Origin of the sequence: Candidatus Leptovillus gracilis, from assembly GCA_016716065.1 — a bacterium.
GTDB lineage: Bacteria > Chloroflexota > Anaerolineae > Promineifilales > Promineifilaceae > Leptovillus > Leptovillus gracilis.
Genome location: JADJXA010000007.1, coordinates 123,041 through 142,554, shown reverse-complemented (window position 1 = coordinate 142,554; position 19,514 = coordinate 123,041). Strand labels below are relative to the sequence as shown.

Below are 19,514 nucleotides of genomic sequence, written 5' to 3'. Positions count from 1 at the left end.
GGGTCTTAGAAATTCAGTAAGAGGCTTTGAACTGTATGAAACTGTGGCATTCATTATTTGTATCATTGATGTTGTTGTTGGCGCTGGCAGCGTGCAGCAACAAAGAGGAACTACTGCCAACGCCCATTCCTCCTGCGGCGGATGGGGTGGTGGGGGCAACGGCCGTCGCCCAAACCATCCCCACCATCCCCCCCACCACCGGGGCCTCTGGCCCGGCCACTTTGCCGCCACCACCTACCCTGGCCCCGGCTCCCACGGCCACGCCGCTGCCGGCCGCCACACCTGATCCGGCGCTGGAACCCGTTACCCTGCTGACGGCCGAGGATTTTGGCGACAACCGCAATCCCCTCACCGGCGAACTGGTGGACCCGGCCGATTTGCAGCGCCGGCCCATCATCGTCAAAATCCCCAATTCCCCGCCCAGCTACGTCCGCCCCCAGTCTGGCCTGAATGACGCCGACATCATCTACGAACATCTGGCCGAAGGCAGCGTCACCCGACTGTCGGCCATCTTCTACGACAGCCTGCCGGAAAAAATCGGCCCCATTCGCAGCGCCCGGATGATTGACCTGGAACTGCCGGCCATGTATGACGCGGCGCTGGTATACTCCGGCGCCGGCATCGGCGTCAGCCGCCTGCTGTTCGCCTCCGATTTCAGCTCGCGGATTTTGCGCTCCAACGCCCAGGGCTACTACCGTTCCGGCGAGAACAAACCAACGGAACACACCCTGTACATTGATCCCGTTGGCATCTACCAGGAACTCGAGGATCGCGGCCTGAACACCGCGCCCAACTTTAATCAGGTGATGGCTTTTGGCACCGAAGCGCCAGAGGGCGGGCAGCCGGCGACGAACCTGAAGATTGACTACATCTGGGAAGAAGTGGAGTGGCGTTACAATGCGGAGGACGGCCGTTACTACCGTTACGGCGACGGCCAACCCGTGTTGGATGGCAACAGCGGCGAACAGGCGCACACGGCCAATGTCGTCATCATCACCCCTTACCACGTGCAAGACCCATCTATCTGCGAACAGGTAGACGCCGCCGGCAACTGCCTGGCCCTCTCGGTGGAAATCCAGTTATGGGGCAGTGGCAGCGGCATTGTGCTGCGCGACGGGCAGCAGTTTCCAGTTACCTGGCAGCGCGTCGGCCGTTACGACCTGCTTACCTTTACCGACAAAGAAGGCAATCCCTTCCCGCTTAAAGTAGGCAACACCTGGGTACAAATTGTGCCTACCTGGCGCGGCTACGAAGGCGCGGTGCAGATTACCCCGTGACAGACAGCACGATGATCGCCGCGAAAGAAGCGCTTGAACGGCTGCAAGAAGGCAACGGCCGTTTCATTTCCGGCATTTCCGCTCGTGGTACCCTGGCCAGCCAGGCGCGGCGCAGCGAATTACTGGTCGGTCAGGCGCCGTTTGCCATCATCCTCGGCTGTTCCGATTCGCGGGTTCCGGCGGAAATCATCTTCGACCAGGGCCTGGGCGACCTGTTTGTCATCCGCGTAGCGGGCAACATTGTCGCCCCTTCATTGGTGGGCAGTGTGGAATTTGCCGCGACTAAATTTGGCACGCGGCTGGTGGTGGTATTGGGCCATTCCCAGTGCGGCGCCATTCTCACCACCCTGGACGAACTGACGCACCCCACAGAGCAGCGCTCGCCCAACTTGCGCTCCATCGTAGACCGCATTCGCCCCTCGGTGCAGCCGTTGTTGGCGACCGATCTGCGCCACGACCGGGATGAATTGGTGCGCCAGGCCGTGCGGGCCAACATCGCTGTCTCTGTAAACCATCTGCGGCACGGTTCGGCCGTTCTGGAACAGTTGATTCAGCGCGATGGCGTGCAAATTGTGGGCGCTGAATACTCGCTGGAGACCGGCGTCGTGGCGTTCTTAGACAGAGTTAAAGGGTGACTTGGTGACAAGGTACACCTTGTCACCAAGTCACCTTATCATCTCAACATCCCCTGCTTCACCAGCAGCTCTGCATTTAACACCGAGCCGCTGGCCGCGCCGCGTAGGGTATTGTGGGCAATTGCCATGAAGCGCAGCGTATTCACCGGGCATTCGCGCACCTTGCCCACCGTCCAGGCCAGACCATTGCCCGCGTCGCGGTCCTTGCGCGGCTGCGGCCGATCTGGTTCGGGGCGATAAATGAGCGCAGGATTGGGCATGGTGGGCAGTTCGCGGCAAATTTCCGGCGGCTGCCACTCCTGGAACAGGGCGATGGCTTCCTCTGGCGTCACTGCCTGCTGCAACTTCACTGAAACGCTGCCCAAATGCCCGTCTATCACCGGCACGCGGTTAGCCTGGGCGCTGACTTTGAAATCGGCTAATTCAAAACGGCCGTCCACATACCGCCCACACAACTTACGCGGCTCCGTCTCCAATTTGCCATCTTCGCCGCCAATGTACGGGATGATATTGTCCATGATGTCCAGCGAGGGCACGCCGGGGTAGCCCGCGCCGGAAATCGCCTGCATCGTCACCACCACGGCCGACTCGATGCCATACGCCTCATGCAAAATCTTCATCGGCAGGACGATGCTGGTGGTGGAGCAGTTGGCGTTGGCGATGATGCAGCCGGGCCAGCCGTATGCCTTTTGCTGGTGGGGGATGATAGCCGTGTGGTCGGGGTTCACCTCCGGGATTAGCAGCGGCACGAACGGGTCCATGCGGAAAGGGGAAGCGTTGGTCAGCACGGTGTAGCCAGCCGCGGCAAATTTCGGTTCCAACTCGCGGGCGTCGGCCGTGGGCAAGGCAGAGAACAGCACTTTGGGTTCCAGGTTCGGCTCAGTCGGCTGGACGATCATATCCGCCACCTGTTCGGGTGGGTCACCATCCAACAACCAGTTAACGCCTTCGCGGTACGGCCGTCCGGCTGTGCGCTCGGAACCGGTAAGTGCGACGATCTCAAACCAGGGATGATCCACCAGGTGCATAATAAAACGTTGGCCTACGGAACCCGTAGCCGCCAGAATACCAACAGGAATTTTATTGCTCATTTTCGCTCCATGCTGATTGACGATTGAGCGCATATTCTCAATCGTCAATCGCCAATCGCCTATAAAAAAAGCGCCGCCGCCCACATTGGGGCGATGGCGCTCGCGGTTCCACCCAAGTTTAGTATTCGGTGTTCAGTATTCAGTGTTCAGTGTTTGCCACTGAACACTGGTGACTGAATACTGAATACTCTCGCTTCCAGCCTGACGGCCGTGCGCTCTCTAAAACAGTCTCAGCGGTTACTCGTCCCGGTCATCGCGTTGTCGGCATCACCAGCGGCAACGCCCTTGTAGATTTCGCAGAATTATAGGAATGACAGACGGCTTGTCAAGGAAATAACCACCAGACATTGCCTGACCCGCTTGTTGCACATTGCCAGTTTTGGTACAATCGGATTCATCTGATTAATCTGATTTATTAGATAAATAGACGTATGCTGCTGCACAAACTCGATTCTGACTTCATCAAATATCTGATTGACCATCACGTCGAACCAGGTGATCGGCTGCCGACGCTAAACCAGGTCGGCGACGAGCTGGGTATCAGCATGGGCAAACTGCGCGAGCAGTTGGAAGTGGCCCGCACCCTCGGTTTTGTTTCTGTCAAAACACGCAAAGGCATCCAGCGCGAACCGTTTGATTTTGCCCCGGCCGTCCTGACGGCGCTGCTGTTTAGCCTGGGCACTGGCGAGGCACAGTTTGCCCAATTTAGCGCCTTACGCCAGGCCATCGAAACCCATATGTGGCACGAAGCCGTTGTTCGCCTGACCCCGGAGGACAAAGCGGCGATGCGCCGTCTGGTGGAGCAGGCGTGGGGCAAGCTGCGCGGGCAGCCGGTACACGTCCCGAATGGCGAACACCGCCAATTTCACCTGAAGACTTACCGGCATCTGGATAATCCTTTTGTACAGGGGTTGCTGTCTGCTTATTGGGACGCCTATGAAGCGTCAGAATTAACCCGCTTTGCCAATTATCAGTACTGGCTAGACGTTTGGACGTATCACGAGCGCATCGTAGACGCCCTGGACACCAATGATTTTGACCAGGGTTTGGTTTTGTTAACCGAGCATTTTGGTTTACTGCCAACCATTCCCTCAGGCTGATCTGGTCTGGGAAGGGTTGATATTTTTATGGATGAGGAGAGTGTTATGAGTGTTCCCACTGACCATTTTGAGGAACTAGAATCGGTTGTCATCCGTTTTGCCGGTGACTCTGGCGATGGTATGCAGCTTACTGGGACTCAATTCACCACAGCGTCGGCCGTGTTTGGCAACGACATCAGCACGCTGCCAGATTATCCGGCGGAAATTCGCGCCCCGGCCGGCACGTTGGCCGGCGTCAGCGGCTTCCAGGTGAATTTGTCGCAGCACGACATTCTGACGCCGGGCGATGCACCATTTATGCTGGTAGCGATGAATCCGGCCGCTCTGAAAGTCAGCCTGCCTGATCTGGAAATTGGCGGCATTATCATTGTCAACACCGACGCCTTTACCCCGGCTAATCTGAAAAAAGCGGATTACGCGGCGAACCCATTGGAAGATGGCTCGCTGAAAGGGTATGAGGTCCACGAAGTGCCCCTGACTTCGTTAACCCGTGAAGCGTTAAAAGGGTTAACCACCCTGACGACGAAGGAAAAGGACCGCTGCCAGAACTTTTTTGCTTTGGGACTGGCCTTTTGGATTTTTGATCGCCGTTTGGAAACGTCCGAATCTTGGATTGAACACAAATTCGCCCAGAAGCCGGAAATCGCTCAGGCCAACAAAATCGCGCTGGAAATGGGCTTCTTCTTTGGCGAGACAACGGAAGTTTTCCGGCGACGGTTCCATATTCGGCCGGCTTCTTTGCCATCGGGCACGTATCGCAACGTGACCGGGAATGAGGCGACGGCGCTGGGGCTGGTGACGGCCGCGCAAAAGATGGGCAAACCGTTGTTTTATGGCTCATACCCCATCACCCCGGCCAGCGATATTTTGCACGCGCTGGCGCCGCTGCGCAATTTCGACGTGCGCACCTTCCAGGCGGAAGATGAAATCGCGGCGATGGGGTCGGTGATTGGCGCGGCGTTTGGCGGCGCATTGGCCGTGACCGGGACCAGCGGCCCTGGCCTGGCGCTAAAAAGCGAGGCGATGAATCTGGCGATTATGCTGGAACTGCCGATGGTGATTATAGACGTGCAGCGCGGCGGCCCCAGCACCGGGATGCCAACGAAGACAGAGCAGGGGGATTTGTTGCAGGTGTTGTACGGCCGTAACGGAGAAAGCCCCATCCCTGTCCTGGCCCCACAAGGTCCGGCCGACTGCTTCGATATTGCCTATGAGGCGTGCCGTCTGGCGGTGCGCGCCATGACGCCGGTGGTCATTTTGTCGGAAGGCTACCTGGCGAACAGCTCAGAACCGTGGCACATCCCCAACCCGGACGACATTGCGCCGATTGAGGTGCGCCACCCTGAAGGGCGCAGCGACAGCAACGGCGACGCGCCGTTTTTCCCGTATTTGCGCGATGAGGAGACGCTGGCAAGGCCGTGGGCCATTCCCGGTACGCCTGGTCTGGAACACCGCATCGGCGGCCTATCCAAAGCGCCGATCACCGGCAATGTGTCGCAAGACCCGCGCCACCATGAGCAGATGATCCACCTGCGCGCCGAGAAGGTGGCGCGGTTGGCCGACGCTTTCCCCGAACAAGAGGTGTTTGGTCCGGCGGAAGGTGATCTGTTGGTGCTGACGTGGGGCGGGACATTTGGGGCGGTACGCACGGCCGTTACCCGCGCCCAAAGCAAAGGGTACGACGTGGCCCACGCCCATTTGCGCATCCTCAACCCCTTCCCGCGCAATTTGGGAAGTATTCTCAGGAACTACAAGCGTATCCTTGTTCCTGAACTGAACAGCGGCCAACTGGCGTTTGTTTTGCGCGGCACGTTTGGTCTGGACAACATCATGCCTTATCCGAATTTGCACGCACGGCCGTTCAAAATCGGCGAGGTGTACCAGAAACTTCAAGAGCTGTTTAGCGGTGAGTGAAGTGTTCACTGTTCAGTAACCAGTATTCACTGTTTCCCACTGAACACTGACCACTGACAACCGGGAGAAAATCATGACTGAAACAATTTCATTAGAACTAACACGCAAAGATTTTGTGTCTGACCAGACGGTGCGCTGGTGTCCGGGCTGTGGCGATTATTCGATTTTGGCGCAAATGCAGAAAGTGCTGCCGGAGTTGGGTATCCCCAAAGAAAAGATCGTCTTTATTTCGGGTATTGGCTGCTCCAGCCGCTTCCCGTATTACATGAACACCTACGGCATTCACAGCATACACGGCCGTGCCCCCACGCTGGCCTCTGGTCTGGCGGCAGCCAACCCCGACCTGAACATCTGGGTCGTCACCGGCGACGGCGACGCGATGTCGATCGGCGGCAACCACCTGATCCACGCCATGCGCCGCAACGTCGACCTCAAGATCCTGCTGTTCAACAACCGTATCTACGGCCTGACCAAAGGGCAATACTCGCCCACTTCACGCAAGGGCAAGAAAACCAAATCATCGCCCATGGGGTCCATCGAGCAGCCGCTCAACCCTCTGACATTGGCGCTGTCGGCCGAGGCCACCTTTGTCGCCCGGGCCATGGACACCGACACGGTGCATTTGGGTGAAGTTTTGCGCGCCGCCGCCGCCCACGAAGGCACGTCGTTTGTAGAAATTTACCAGGATTGTGTCATCTTCAACCCCAACGAGTGGGCCGGCATAGACGACCGCCGCACCCGCCCCGACCATGTGATCTATCTGGAGCATGACAAGCCGCTGATTTTTGGCAAAAACAACGACAAGGGCGTGCGACTGAACGGCTTTAAGCCGGAAGTGGTGGAATTGGGCGGCGAATTTAGCGAAAAAGACTTGATTGTCCACGATGAAACGTCGCAAGAATTGGCCTATATTCTGGCGCATATGGAGCACCCCAATTATCCGCCGCCGATGGGCGTGATTCGCCAGGTGCGCAAACCGACGTATACGGAAGAATTGATGGGGCAGGTGCGCATGGCCCAGGAACGTAAAGGCGTTGGCGATCTGCAAAAACTGTATCACGCGGCCGACGTGTGGACGGTTTAGCTGCGATATTGGGACACGGATTTGACGGATTTTCGTGGATAAATCTTAGGAACGAGATTTGAATAATCTACACGTTTAGATTGGACAAATCTCAGAAGATTTGTCCAATCTTCCGTGTGATTTTTGTGGGGCGGCGCGTAGGCGTCGCCCCTGGCTTTTTTAAGGAGCGTCTCTTATGGCTGTGATAGAAAACGCGGTGGAGGCAACGGCCGTTGCCCAACCTCCCACCGACAAACCCATCATCAACGATTTTGCCATTGTCGTGGCTACCGCCAACGGGACCGGCAGCCAGACGGCCAACATGGCCCTGCTGCGGGCCATCTTCAAAATGGGCGTGCCGGTGAACGGCAAAAATATCTTCCCGTCCAATATCCAGGGTTTACCCACCTGGTACCACATTCGCGTCAGCCAAGATGGCTATACCGCCCGGCGTGAAACCAACGAACTGCTGGTCGCCTTCAACGAAACCACCATTTACCAGGACGTGCGCGACCTGCCGCCCGGCGGCCTTTGCCTTTACAACGCCGACTTCCGCAGCCTGCCCACGCGCGACGACGTGACGATGGTGGGCATTCCGGTACGGCCGTTTGTGGCCGAAAGTGGGCTAAAAGGCAAGCTGGGCGACTACATCGCCAACATGGTTTACGTGGGCGCGATGGCCTATTTGCTCGGCGTTCCCCTGGCAAAAATTGACGAAGCGCTGGACGTTCACTTCAAACAACGGCGCAAATTTGTGGATTCCAACATGGCGGTAGTGCGCGCCGCCTACCAGTGGGCCAACGACAACATCGTCTACAACAGTCTCTACCGTGTGGAGCCGATGGCCGCAACGGCCGGCAAGATGCTCATCACGGGCAACGAAGCGGCCGCCCTGGGCGCGGTCTTTGGCGGCGTTTCCTTCGCTGCCTGGTATCCCATTACCCCGTCCACCAGCCTGATTGACGCCCTGAACGACTACCTGCCCCGGCTGCGGCGCGACCCAGAAACGGGTCAGGCCACCTACGCCGTGGTGCAGGCCGAGGACGAATTGGCGGCCATCGGCATGATTTTGGGCGCGGGCTGGAGCGGGGCGCGGGCGATGACCGCCACTTCTGGGCCGGGCATTTCGCTGATGGCCGAGTTTGCCGGCCTGGGTTACTTTAGCGAGACGCCGGCCGTCATTTGGAACGTGCAGCGAGTGGGGCCAAGCACCGGCCTGCCCACGCGCACCGGCCAGGGCGACGTACTGTTCACCTATTACCTGGGGCATGGCGATACGCTGAATGTGATTTTGTTCCCGGCGTCGGTTGCCGAGTGTTTTGAATTTGGCGTGACGGCGTTTGACCTGGCGGATGAATTGCAGACGCCAGTGTTTGTGCTGAGCGACCTGGACCTGGGCATGAACAATTGGATGACGGAACCGTTTGCCTACCCGGAGCAGCCGATGAACCGGGGCAAAGTGGTGACGGCAGCGGATTTGCAGCGAGACGGCCGTTTTGCCCGTTATCTGGACGTGGATGGCGATGGCATCCCTTACCGCACCCTGCCCGGCAATCCGCATCCGCTGGCCGCCTGGTTTGCCCGCGGCACCGGCCACAATGAGCACGCCGTCTACAGCGAAAAGCCGCAAGATTGGGAAAACAACATGCTGCGGCTGCGGCGTAAATTCGAGACTGCCCGGCAGTTGGTCCCCGACCCGATTATTCAGGAAGAGGCAGATGCGGCCTTTGGCATCATCGCCTTTGGCACGACGCAGTACGCCATTGACGAAGCCCGTGACCGGCTGGCAAAACAGGGCGTGGCGACGGGTTTCATGCGTTTGCGCGGCCTGCCTATCAACGACGACGTGCGGGCGTTCATCGGCCGTTATGAGCGATTGTATGTGGTGGAACTAAATCGGGACGGCCAAATCCACAAAATTTTGCAGACCGAAGCGCCAGAACAGGCGGCGCGGCTGGTTTCCCTGGCCCACATGGATGGGCTGCCGCTGACGGCGCGTTGGGTGGTGGAAGCCATCGCAGCGCAAGAAGCCGGGCGCAAGGAGCAGACAAGCGATGATTAACGAGACAAAACGGGGTAAAGAAAATAAATTAGGTCTGACGCTGAAAGAGTACAAGGGGCTGCCTTCGACCTTGTGCAACGGTTGCGGCCATAATTCCATCGCCAACCAGATTGTGCAGGTGGCCTATGAATTGGACATTGAGCAGCACACCATCTTGCGCATGAGCGGGATTGGCTGCTCCAGCAAATCGCCGGCTTACTTTTTGGGCGGGTCGTTTGGCTTTAATTCGCTGCACGGCCGTATGCCTTCCATTGCCACCGGCGCGTTAATGGGCAACCACAGCCTGCACGCCATCGGCGTCAGCGGTGATGGTGATACGGGCAGCATTGGCCTGGGGCAGTTTAAGCACATGGTGCGGCGCAACGTGCGCATGGTGTACGTGGTGGAAAACAACGGCGTCTACGGCCTGACCAAAGGGCAGTTTTCGGCGACAGCCGATGAGGGCCAGGTGTTGAAATACGCCGGCGAAAATGAATTCCCGCCGGTGGACCTGTGTATGGAGGCGATTGTCGCCGGGGCGGGGTTTGTGGCGCGGAGCTTTTCTGGCGACGCGAAGCAGGTGCGAGAATTGTTGAAGGCGGCGCTGCATTTTAATGGCACGGCCGTTCTGGACATCATCAGCCCGTGCGTGGCTTTTAACAACGCGGATACGTCTACCAAGAGTTATGGGTACGGCCGTGAACATGAAGCGCCGCTGCACGATTTTGGATGGGTTCCGCCGGCCGAGGAAATTGAATTGAACGACCTGGAACCGGGCGAGACGCGCCTGGTGGAAATGCACGATGGTTCTTTCATCCGACTGCAAAAGCTGGAAGAGGCGTATGATCCCGGCAACAAAATCGCGGCGCTGAGCCGCCTGCAAACGGCCCACGACAATCAGGAATTTATCACCGGGCTGATCTACCTGAATGAATCGCGGCCCACGCTGGCTGAAGTAAATCGGATGGTGGCTACGCCGTTGGCGCAGTTGGGGGAAGAGGTGTTACGGCCGTCGCGTCAGGCGTTGGCGGCGCTGCTGACGGAGTTCTAAACAGGTTTAGCACGGATGCAGCCGATTTTCGCGGACAAACATCATAAAAATCCGCGTGAATCGGCTGCGTCTGTAAAGGTCACGGTTAAGGTCATTCTGAGCGGAGTCTTCGGCCATCCGGCTTCGGAGCGAAGAATCCCTATTTGTCGGCAGCAAGGGGATTCTTCCTCGAAGACTCGTCAGAATGACAGCGCTTCCAACCAAATCGTGAGCATTACATTAATCGGCTGCATCCGTGGAAATCCGCGTCCCATTTTTTATCTTGTCGCAAGGGATCGGTTACTCGACGACAAACGTGGTGTAAAGCCGTGCCGCCAGGGAACGCAGCTGCTTATAACTCACTGGTTTGTTTAATACAAAATCCACTTTCTGGCTCAAAAAGCTGGCCCAGGCGCCATCGGCGCTGGCGACAATAATGCGCGTTTGCTCAAAGCGCGGATTGTCCACCATATAGTCCAGCACTTTTTCCCCCGACACATACGGCAGATGCAAATCTACCAGCACCAGGTCTGGCGCTGTCTCTTGCAGCCGCTCCAGGGCAATTTGCCCGTTGTTCAGCCCTTCGACCTGAAAACCGGCTTCTTGCAAAGCCTGCACATATAACTCGCTGAGCATCTCGTTATCTTCAATTACCAGCGCTATCATTTCGTTTACTGCTCGCCTCACTACCCACCAGTTGTTCAATTTTGCGTAACAACCGCTCGAAATTCACCGGCTTTGGCTCATACTCGTCGCAACCGGCAGCCAGACTCTCCTCACGGTCGCCTACAAGAGAGTGGGCCGTCAGGGCAATCACAGGAATCATACAAGTTTCCGGTTGTGCCTTAAGTTTTCGCGTCGCCTCCCAGCCATCCAGAACAGGCATCCGCATATCCATCAGGATAATATCTGGGTGATGAGCCAGGGCAAGGTCAACGCCCTCTTGCCCGTTGCTGGCCACCTCCACCCCATAGCCGCGCAGGTTGAGCCGCTCGGCGAGAATTTCTTGCAGCATATCGTCATCTTCGACGATGAGTATCCGAATCACACCTGTTCTCCTGCACGAGGTTCGCCCGGTGAGTGCGGTTACCTCGTTAAATGAATGCTATAGACATTCAGATAATGATTTTGGGTAGGGGCGGGCCTTGTGCCCGCCCCTTCACCAGAGGGCGACCACAAGGGTCGCCCCTACCAGCCAAAATGTTTTTCTGACAATCTATAGTTTTTGCGCTGTCGGAACGGCCGTTTATCCCCCCACCGCTTCCTGTATCGGCATAACCGCGTCGGGAAGGCGGGCAGGGTCTGGCGTCTGCACCGGCAAACGCACGGTAAATGTTGACCCGACGCCCGGCGCGCTTTCAACAGTGAGCGTACCACCCATCATCTCGGCAAAGCGCCGGCTGATGACCAACCCCAGGCCGGCGCCGTTGTAGTTGCGCGTCGGGGAGGCGTCTAGCTGGGAAAATGGTTGGAAAAGCCGTTTCACCTCGTCGGGCGACATGCCAATGCCGGTATCTTGCACCTGGATAACAATGGTGGAAGAGGGTCGGGAGGGGGGAACGGCCGTTAGCCCCTCAACCCGCAGCGTCACTTCACCTTCCCTGGTAAACTTACCCGCATTGCTCAATAAATTCAACAAAATCTGCTGCACTTTCGTCTTATCCGCATATAAAGTTCCCACGTCCGGCGGACACGCCAACACCAACCGATTCTGGTTCTGAATCATCAACGGTTCAGCCATTATCCGCAGCTCTTCCACAAAAGAGGCCACATCAAACCTTTCCGGGTACAGCTTCATCTTACCCGCTTCAACTTTCGACAAATCTAAAATGCTGTTCAAAATCGTCAGCAAATGATAGGCGGCCGCTTCAATGTTGCCCAAACGCTTGGCCAACAACCCCTCCCCCTTCGTATCCGCCTGCTCACGCAGCATCTCGCTGTAGCCAATAATAGCCGATAACGGGGTTCGTAGTTCATGGCTCATGTTCGCCAAAAAGATACTTTTGGCCCGATTTGCCAGTTCTGCCTCTTCTTTGGCCACCTGTAACTGCGCGATGGCCTCTTTTCGCTGCGTCACGTCTATCACCGCCACCTGCATAGCTGGGCGTCCTTGAAACTGAATTTGCGACGCCGTGAGTTGCAGCCACAAGGTCTCTCCCGCTGACGTCAGCAGACGCAGTTCCGTTTGCTGAGCGCCATGAACCAGCGACTCAAATGAGGACTGGTCTTCCGCGTGTACGCGATCACCAATCATCTCCAATGTTACGTCCGACAGCGCTTCAACCGTCAGACCGGTGATGGCGGCCAGCGCCGGATTGGCAAACCGAATCTGGCCGTCTTGGACGACAGCCAACCCTTGCAGCGAATACTCCACCAACGTGTAATAAGCGTCTTCGGTTTGTTTACGGCTGGTAATATCACGCAGGATCACCAACCGCCCTGACGGCCGTCCCCGTCTGTCGCTCAGGCCAATGATGCGCAGATCATAGTATAGAGCGCCATCTGTGCCAGGCATAGAAAGTTCTGTATTTACATCGGTGAGCAGATGTAACTGTTCCACCAGCGTGCCCCAGCTTTGCAGGCCTTGCGCCGCTAACAAACCGATCACATCGCTGGCGCGACAGCCCAAGATCAGTTCCGCCGCCGGATTGATGTCTATGATGCGCTGCTGTCTGTCCAGCACAACCAGGCCATCGGTGAGGTTTTCGATCAGGGTATCTCTGGCAAAGGGCATGGCGTCTATAAACCGGTAACCAAAAATTGCCCAACCAAACAGCAAGCCGGAAATGCAAAAGGCCACGGCCGTTGGATCGAAATAAGCCATCGCGCCCAATGGAAAAACGTAGAACAGATTCGCCAGCCAGGGCACAAACGCCCCTACCAAAATAATGCCCGACTGCCGGCGATAGAGGCGTGGAGCGCGGGCAAAGGCGATGACGAGCAGCGCGTTGCTCATAACAAAAAGCAAATAGGAGTAGGCGGTATGAACCCAAAATGCTGGTCCATAAATCATCTGGGCTTTGGGAAGGGCGCCGGTGAGGTCCAGAACCATGCCCTGACGGAACAGCCCATGGTAAAAGTTACTCCAGATCAAGATCAGTATGACCAGCGGCTCGGCAAACAGCGCGGCAATTTTAAGGCGGGATAAGCCTCGGATACGGCCGGTATATTCCAGGGTAAACAGGAACCAAAATACCGGCACTGTGGTGACGCCAAAAAAGGTGGCGTTTGACCAGATCAAGCGCCAGGTGGGGTGAACTGTCAGAATCTCCAGCAGGTGACAAAGCGACCAGAGAGAGACGGCCGTCATAAGCAAACTAAAATACAACGCGCCTGTCGTGGGCCGCCGACGCCAGGCATAAACAGCCAGCCACAAGGTAATCGCGGCTGAAGCAAGCAGCATCACGGCGGGGATAATCAACAACTGGTTCATATTTGGGTGGTATGAAGGGACTGGTTCTTCAATGAATTCTCCGGTTGGGTTGGCAGAAGTAAACGACAGGTTGATCCTTGACCCGGATGGCTGTGGATTTCTATGCGTCCGCCCATCAGGGTGGCAAAATTCTGGCTAAGGGCTAACCCTACCCGTGCGCCGTCGTATTGAACATTGGCTTCAGTATCTCCCTGAACAAAAGGTTGGAAGATGTGCGGCAGACGGTCTGGCGGGATGCCCCTGCCGGTGTCTGTGATCTGAAAAATGATCTGGTTGGGGGGAGTCACGGCCGTTTCCACCCAAACTCGCACTTCCACTTCGCCATCACTGGTATATTTTGCCGCGTTACGCAGCAGATTCACCAATATCTGTATCACGCGCGCCGCATCCCCCTCCATCACGCCTACGTCATCGGCGCAAACTACTGTCAGCCGGTTGCCATTTTGGGCCAGGAGCGGTTCTACCGCGGTCACTGCCTCGGCCACCAACGGGCGCACGGCAAAAGGCGCAATAGACAATTCTAATTTACCGGTATCAATTTTGGATAAGTCTAAAATATCGCTGACCATTTGCAGAACAGCGGACGCGGCCGTCTCGATTTTCTGCAACCGCGGCCGGATCAAGTCGGGCGATACCGGTTCAGCCAGGTCATCATCGGCCACCGGCAGCAGCTCTTGCAGCAGCTCGCTGTAACCGATCACAGCCGCCAGCGGCGTGCGTAATTCGTGGGTCATGTTAGACAGGAAGATGCTTTTGGCCCGGTTGGCCGCCTCCGCCTGCTCTTTGGCCGCCGACAGGTCTTGAACCAACTGCTGCTGCGCGTCGTACATCTGCGCGTTGCGCAAGGCCAACGCCACCTGGCTGGCGACGGCCTGCATCAACTGCAGGGCATCATCGTCAAAAAAGGCGCGCTCCGTGTGCGTCAACGTGATCAGGCCCAACAGGGTATCGCCAATGAGAATGGGCACAGACATCACCGAATTGGCCTGGTAGGGTTGGTCGGGTAAGGTGATCCAACGGCCGTCCTGTGTTGTATCGGCAATCAACACCGCCTGATGATGCTGCGCCACCCACCCGGCCAGCCCGCCCTTCATCACGTCCGCCTCAATCTCTTTTTTCACTTCCACCGACAAATCGCCCCGCGCCAGAAGGCTGTTCACCACCTGACCCTGCTCATCCAACAAAAAAAGGCTGCCCAGGTCGGCCCCGGTGAGCAGACGCGCCACTTTCAGGGTTTCCAGCAGCGCATCCGGCAAATTGTAGTGGGCTAAAACCGCGTGGGTGATGCCTGCCAGGTTTTCAAACAAATGCTTTTGCCGGGCCAGGGCAATTTCCGCCAGTTTACGCTCCGTCACGTCATGCAACATCATCATGCAGCCAATAATATCCTGGCGATGGTTATGCAAAGGGGAGACTTGCACATCGAGAAAACAAGGCTGCTCAGACCGGCTAACATCCACTTCGCCCTGTATCTGCGCTTGCTGCACATAGGCTTGTAACGGCAACAACCGGTCGCTAAATAGACTGTCTGCCCGCTGGCCCAACACCGCTTTCTCCGGCAAATCCAGCAAGCCCACCGCCGAGGCATTCAGGTCAATGAGCAATGTGCGTTGATTGAACACCAGAACGCCGGCGGCCATATTTTGCAAAACGGTATCGCGGGCAATGGGGTGATGTCCAGGAGCTGCAACCGCCACACGCTGAAGCCCATCAAAATGCCGGTGAGCGCAAAACCAAAGGGAGTTAAATCCAGATAAGGCGACACACCCAACACATATAAGCCGTTGCCCACCCAGGGAAAGATGGTCGCCAGACCCAGCAGCCGGATTTGTCGCCGATAAGCGTCGGGCACGCGCCGTGAGAGATTGAGCAAAATAGCGCTGCTGGCCAGCAAGACGGCGTAAGAGTAACTGACGATCAGCCAGAAAACCGGCCCATATTCAAAAGTAAGCGCCGGAAAAGGGCCGCTTGTATCCAGACTGATTTCGCGCCACAACAGCCCGGCTTGTGGCTCCAACCAGGCCACGCCAACGGTCACGGCCGGGATGATAAATAAAAGCGTGAGACGTCCCAGAGATGGCTGCCAGTGGCGGGCATATTGCAGGGTGAAGATGAAGCAGAAGACGCCAACGGTGGCGATGCCAAAGTATTGCACTTTGGCCCAGAAGAGTTTGGTGTCGAGGGAAACGGCCGCTATCTCCAGCCCATAGGCCAGGCACCATAACCCGGCGGCCACCATAAATAAAGCAAACGTCACCGCGCCAGAGGCCGGCCGCCGTCGCCAGGCAAGAATGGCTAACAGGCCGGTTAAAAGCGTCGCAGCAAACAGAGGAATGGTGTAAGGCATGGTCTGTTGCCAATTCATCTTGTGAGTTTATTGCAGGAAGCTGGCAATTACTGTTAAGAGGCAGGGAATTTTTATAGGAAATTGGTCATGGGTATGATGTTGTTTGGTGGAAGACGTGGGGAACGGCCGCTGCGTCAGGCTTTGACGGCGTTATTGGCAACACTTGAGACTATGGATGGCGATGGCAAAGGCGAATACCCATTTACCAGTTTTCCAGACTTCCGCCGATCTGCGGTAAAATAGTTGTTTATGGAGACTTGTACGATGAAGGAATTGGATCATCTACGCTTACGCTTAAAACAGAAAATGCCTTTTCTGGCAAAAACGTATCAGGTAGAAAGCCTGGGCATTTTTGGCTCCTTCGTGCGAAAAGAACAAAATGCCCAGAGCGATCTTGATTTGTTGGTCACTTTTACAGAAACGCCCAGTCTTCTGCGGTTGATCGAACTTGAATACTATTTGGGCGATTTATTAGGGGTGAGGGTGGATCTTGTCATGAAAGATTCGCTCAAACCGCGTGTTTCAGATAGGGTTCTGACTGAGGTACTTGCTGTATGACCGAGACAGAACGCATCCTGACCTACCTGGATGACATTTTGACAACCTCGGTCAAAATCGGTCAATTTATTGACGGTTTGACTTATGACGAATTCCAACAAGATGAAAAAACCATCTTTGCTGTTGTACGTGCATTGGAGATCATAGGCGAAGCGGCAACAAAACTTCCAGAATCTTTCCGAGAAACTCAAGCAGACGTCCCTTGGCGTTCTATGTCTGGGATGCGCAACAAGCTCATTCATAATTATGCGGTGATTAATCCGCTTGTCGTTTGGAAAACGGCTATTGAGGACATTCCCAAGTTATCACCTAAACTTGAGCGGATTATGGCTTCTTTACAGTAAGCGCGTGAACGGACGGCCGTTTTCCTTGGGTAGAAACGGCCATTTTTGATCCCCCTCCCCCCATGACCCTGCCCGACCTCTTGGCCCAACTGCGCCTCAACCGCGACTTCATCTCCCAGGTCGTCGCCTGGGAGCGCTTCCCCCCCCGCCCGGCCCAATTCCAGACGGTGAACGCGCCGGTTGACGGCCGTATCCTGGCCGCCCTGCAATCCCGCGGCGTCAGCCAGTTCTTCACCCATCAAGCCGCCGCCATAGACGCCGCCCTGAATGGCGACAATACCATCATCGCCACGGCCACCGCCTCAGGCAAATCGTTGTGCTACACCGTGCCCGTGCTGCAAAAATTGCTGGTACGGCCGTCCGCCCGCGCCCTCTACCTCTTCCCCACCAAAGCGCTGGCCCACGACCAACTCGCCGAAACGGCCGCCATCCTCAGCGCGGGCAAACTGCCCATCGAGGTGCATACCTACGATGGCGACACGCCGCAAAGCCGCCGGGCGCAGGTACGCCGCGCCGGCGGCATCCTCATCAGCAACCCCGACATGCTGCACGCGGGCATGTTGCCCTACCATCCCACCTGGCGCGACCTGTTCGCCAATTTGCAGTTCATCGTGCTGGACGAAATCCACACCTATCGCGGCGTGTTTGGCAGCCACGTCGCCAACGTGCTGCGCCGCGTGCTGCGCATTTGCGACTTTTACGGCAGCCAGCCGCAGGTGATTTGCTGCTCGGCGACCATCGCCAATCCCCAAGAACACGCGGAACGATTGGTCGGACGGCCGTTCACCCTCATCGGTGAAGGGCAAAATGGCGCACCGACGGGGGAAAAGCACGTCATCCTCTACAACCCGCCCATCATCAACGCCGAATTGGGGCTGCGCGGCAGCGCGGTGATGGCCGCCCGCGACGCGGCCGTCACCTTCCTGGCCCACGATGTGCAGACCATCGCCTTTGCCCGCACGCGGCAGACGGTGGAACTGCTGCTGACCTATTTGCAGGATGAGATGAAATATTTGGGACGGGAGGCAACGGCCGTTTCCGGCTATCGCGGCGGCTATTTACCCCTGGAGCGGCGCGATATTGAGCATGGTTTACGCAGCGGCGCGCTGCGCGGCGTGGTCGCCACCAACGCCCTGGAACTGGGCATAGACATTGGTGAACTGGATGCGGCCGTGCTGACGGGTTATCCCGGCTCCATCGCCTCGACGTGGCAGCAGATTGGCCGCGCCGGGCGGCGGGCGGCGCAGTCGGCGGCCGTCATGGTCGCCAGCAACAACCCGCTCGACCAGTACATTTGCCTTCATCCGCGTTATCTCTTCGGCCAGACGCCGGAACACGCGCTGACCAATCCCGACAACCTGCGCATCATGGTCCGCCACCTGCTTTGCGCTGCCTACGAACTGCCCTTCCGCGCCGATGAGCAATTTGGCGGCCAACCGGCCGAGATTTTGCTGCACGCCCTGGAAGCGGAGGGACTGCTGCACAAAACGCGGCAGCAGTATCATTATGTGGGTGAAGGAGCGCCGGCCACGGCCGTATCCCTGCGCACCAGCGGCGACGACAACGTCATCGTCCACGATTTGGGCCACGAGTTGGACGAGACGAAGACGCGGGCCATCGGCGAGGTGGATTTGGAGCGCGCGCCGACGGTGGTGTTCGAGGGGGCCATCTACATGCACCTGGCGCGAAGTTATCTGGTGGAGCATCTGGATTGGGACGGCCGTATCGCCTATGTGCGCCCGGTGGACGTGGACTATTACACGCAGGCCAGTGTGGGCAGCACGATTCGGGAATTGCGGGCGACGGAAGACAATCAATTGACAATTGACAATTTGTACCGCGCGTGGGGCGAGGTGACGGTGGTGACGAAGGCGACGGGCTACCGGCGGATTAAGCGCTATACGCAGGAGACGTTGGGGTTTGGCGAGATTGATTTGCCAGAGATGACGCTGGAGACAGACGGCTACTGGCTGATCTTTGGCGAGGCGCTGACGGAGAAATTGTACGACGCGGGGATTTTGCTGCGGCCGAATGATTATGGCCCGAACTGGCAAACACAGCGGCAGAAGGCGCTGGAGCGCGACGGCCGTCGCTGCCAGATTTGTGGCGCGGGTGGGGATGGGGTGTTACTCCATGTGCATCATAAACGGCCGTTCCGCGAATTTAGCTACGTGCGCGACGTGAACGAGAACTACCTGGACGCCAACAAGCTGGAAAACCTGGTCACGCTCTGCCCCTCCTGCCACCGCCAGGCCGAAGCCGGGCAGCAGACGCGCTCGGCGCTGGGCGGGCTGGCCTATGCGCTGGGTAACCTGGCTCCCCTGTTCCTGATGTGCGATCCGGGCGACATCCAGGTCACGGCCGAAAGCCGCAGTCCCCTCACACAAGCGCCAACGGTGGTGGTCTATGAGCGGGTGGCGGCCGGCGTCGGCTTTAGCCAGCGCCTCTATGAACTGCACGACACGCTGCTGGACGCCGCCCTGGAACTGGTAACGGACTGCCGCTGCCGCGATGGCTGCCCGGCCTGCGTCGGCCCGCCGGGGGAAATTGGCCCGGAGACAAAGGGCGTCACTCGTCGCCTGCTGCGGATGTTAAACGGATCAATTGTTGACTCTTGAGCAGAAATCATTGTCAATCAAAGTTATAATAAGAACACATCTCTGCACCAATAAAATGTTGAG

17 protein-coding genes are annotated in these 19,514 nt (G+C 57.3%); 11 read left to right on the top strand and 6 right to left on the bottom strand.

The window, feature by feature from the left end; all coding sequences use genetic code 11:
- Positions 1–35: 35 nt before the first annotated feature.
- Positions 36–1,277, top strand: coding sequence for a DUF3048 domain-containing protein (locus IPM39_18445; GenBank protein ID MBK8988021.1), 1,242 nt, complete (start codon positions 36–38; stop codon positions 1,275–1,277).
- An 11-nt stretch (positions 1,278–1,288) separates the two neighbouring features.
- Positions 1,289–1,912 (top strand): carbonic anhydrase, encoded by a 624-nt coding sequence (locus IPM39_18440; GenBank protein ID MBK8988020.1) that lies wholly within the window; start codon positions 1,289–1,291, stop codon positions 1,910–1,912.
- Positions 1,913–1,950: 38 nt separating this feature from the next.
- On the opposite strand, the gene asd is transcribed toward IPM39_18440, so the two are convergent.
- Positions 1,951–3,003 (bottom strand): aspartate-semialdehyde dehydrogenase, encoded by a 1,053-nt coding sequence (asd, locus tag IPM39_18435; protein ID MBK8988019.1) that lies wholly within the window; start codon positions 3,001–3,003, stop codon positions 1,951–1,953.
- 431 nt (positions 3,004–3,434) lie between these two features.
- On the opposite strand from asd, the gene IPM39_18430 reads away from it, so the two are divergent.
- The 5 genes from IPM39_18430 (at position 3,435) to IPM39_18410 (ending at position 10,172) form a co-directional block, all read left to right on the top strand.
- Positions 3,435–4,103 carry a FadR family transcriptional regulator gene (locus tag IPM39_18430; GenBank protein MBK8988018.1) on the top strand — a complete coding sequence of 223 codons (669 nt, stop codon included), beginning with the start codon at positions 3,435–3,437 and terminating at the stop codon, positions 4,101–4,103.
- 45 nt (positions 4,104–4,148) lie between these two features.
- Positions 4,149–6,017, top strand: coding sequence for a 2-oxoacid:acceptor oxidoreductase subunit alpha (locus IPM39_18425; protein ID MBK8988017.1), 1,869 nt, complete (start codon positions 4,149–4,151; stop codon positions 6,015–6,017).
- Between the two features lie 73 nt (positions 6,018–6,090).
- Entirely contained in the window at positions 6,091–7,101 is a 1,011-nt protein-coding gene (locus tag IPM39_18420; GenBank protein MBK8988016.1) for a 2-oxoacid:ferredoxin oxidoreductase subunit beta, read from the top strand.
- Positions 7,102–7,276: 175 nt separating this feature from the next.
- Positions 7,277–9,142: a 2-oxoacid:acceptor oxidoreductase subunit alpha gene (locus tag IPM39_18415; GenBank protein ID MBK8988015.1), complete on the top strand. Its 1,866-nt coding sequence runs from the start codon at positions 7,277–7,279 to the stop codon at positions 9,140–9,142.
- The gene (locus IPM39_18410; protein ID MBK8988014.1) at positions 9,135–10,172 is read left to right on the top strand and encodes a 2-oxoacid:ferredoxin oxidoreductase subunit beta; all 1,038 of its coding nucleotides are present in this window, start codon (positions 9,135–9,137) and stop codon (positions 10,170–10,172) included. Before IPM39_18415 ends, IPM39_18410 begins: the two co-directional genes overlap by 8 nt.
- 279 nt (positions 10,173–10,451) lie before the next feature.
- On the opposite strand, the gene IPM39_18405 is transcribed toward IPM39_18410, so the two are convergent.
- From IPM39_18405 to IPM39_18385, 5 genes are all read right to left on the bottom strand, one after another.
- Positions 10,452–10,817 carry a response regulator gene (locus IPM39_18405; GenBank protein ID MBK8988013.1) on the bottom strand — a complete coding sequence of 122 codons (366 nt, stop codon included), beginning with the start codon at positions 10,815–10,817 and terminating at the stop codon, positions 10,452–10,454.
- The gene (locus tag IPM39_18400; protein ID MBK8988012.1) at positions 10,798–11,199 is read right to left on the bottom strand and encodes a response regulator; all 402 of its coding nucleotides are present in this window, start codon (positions 11,197–11,199) and stop codon (positions 10,798–10,800) included. Before IPM39_18400 ends, IPM39_18405 begins: the two co-directional genes overlap by 20 nt.
- A gap of 198 nt (positions 11,200–11,397) precedes the next feature.
- Positions 11,398–13,584: a PAS domain S-box protein gene (locus tag IPM39_18395; protein MBK8988011.1), complete on the bottom strand. Its 2,187-nt coding sequence runs from the start codon at positions 13,582–13,584 to the stop codon at positions 11,398–11,400.
- Entirely contained in the window at positions 13,581–15,206 is a 1,626-nt protein-coding gene (locus tag IPM39_18390; protein ID MBK8988010.1) for a GAF domain-containing protein, read from the bottom strand. Before IPM39_18390 ends, IPM39_18395 begins: the two co-directional genes overlap by 4 nt.
- Positions 15,173–15,949 (bottom strand): hypothetical protein, encoded by a 777-nt coding sequence (locus IPM39_18385; protein MBK8988009.1) that lies wholly within the window; start codon positions 15,947–15,949, stop codon positions 15,173–15,175. Before IPM39_18385 ends, IPM39_18390 begins: the two co-directional genes overlap by 34 nt.
- Before the next feature lie 69 nt (positions 15,950–16,018).
- Between IPM39_18385 and IPM39_18380 the strand changes: the two genes are divergently transcribed.
- The 4 genes from IPM39_18380 to IPM39_18365 all read left to right on the top strand — a co-directional run bounded on the left by IPM39_18380 (position 16,019) and on the right by IPM39_18365 (position 19,451).
- Entirely contained in the window at positions 16,019–16,174 is a 156-nt protein-coding gene (locus IPM39_18380) for a hypothetical protein (GenBank protein ID MBK8988008.1), read from the top strand.
- Positions 16,175–16,195: 21 nt separating this feature from the next.
- Entirely contained in the window at positions 16,196–16,489 is a 294-nt protein-coding gene (locus IPM39_18375; protein ID MBK8988007.1) for a nucleotidyltransferase family protein, read from the top strand.
- Entirely contained in the window at positions 16,486–16,833 is a 348-nt protein-coding gene (locus IPM39_18370) for a DUF86 domain-containing protein (GenBank protein ID MBK8988006.1), read from the top strand. The genes IPM39_18375 and IPM39_18370 overlap by 4 nt, the downstream gene beginning before the upstream one ends.
- Positions 16,834–16,895: 62 nt before the next feature.
- Positions 16,896–19,451 carry a DEAD/DEAH box helicase gene (locus IPM39_18365; protein ID MBK8988005.1) on the top strand — a complete coding sequence of 852 codons (2,556 nt, stop codon included), beginning with the start codon at positions 16,896–16,898 and terminating at the stop codon, positions 19,449–19,451.
- The last annotated feature ends 63 nt before the right edge of the window (positions 19,452–19,514 follow it).